At 62.0% G+C, this 471-nt stretch carries 1 protein-coding gene; it reads left to right on the forward strand.

Features of this window, described 5'->3' with window-relative positions:
* Window positions 1-471, forward strand: a 471-nt coding sequence (locus tag GSQ83_RS08985) for an IS6 family transposase (protein ID WP_216850007.1), incomplete at both ends; no start/stop codon positions are given.

Here is a 471-nt window from a genome sequence, read left to right on the forward strand (position 1 = left end):
CCCGCACCATCGCCACCGTTTCCCGGCAGACCTCATCAGCCACGCTGTATGGCTCTATCACGTGTTCAGCCTGAGCTTCCGAGATGTTGAGCTGCTGCTGGCCGAGCGCGGCGTCATCGTCTCTTACGAGAGCGTCCGCCGATGGTGCCTGAAGTTTGGATCAGCCTTCGCCGACAATCTGCGTCGCCGACCTCGGCCCGGTGATAAATGGCACCTCGACGAGGTGTTCATCCGCGTTCAGGGTGAATTACGCTATCTCTGGCGCGCCGTGGATCAGAACGGCGTCGTGCTGGACATCCTGGTGCAGAGCCGCCGTGATGGCGCCGCGGCGAAGTGCTTCCTCAAGCGCCTCCTGAAAGGCCGTATGCATTCGGTGAGCGCCGCGGATCAGATACGAGACCGGGTCTTTCTGCTGGTTGCCGTTCGGCTCCATTTTGTCGCAAGCGCGTCAACGGCGTGCGAGAGCTGGGT

The sequence above is a fragment of the Acidisoma sp. L85 genome, from assembly GCF_009765865.1.
Classification (GTDB): Bacteria; Pseudomonadota; Alphaproteobacteria; order Acetobacterales; family Acetobacteraceae; genus Acidisoma.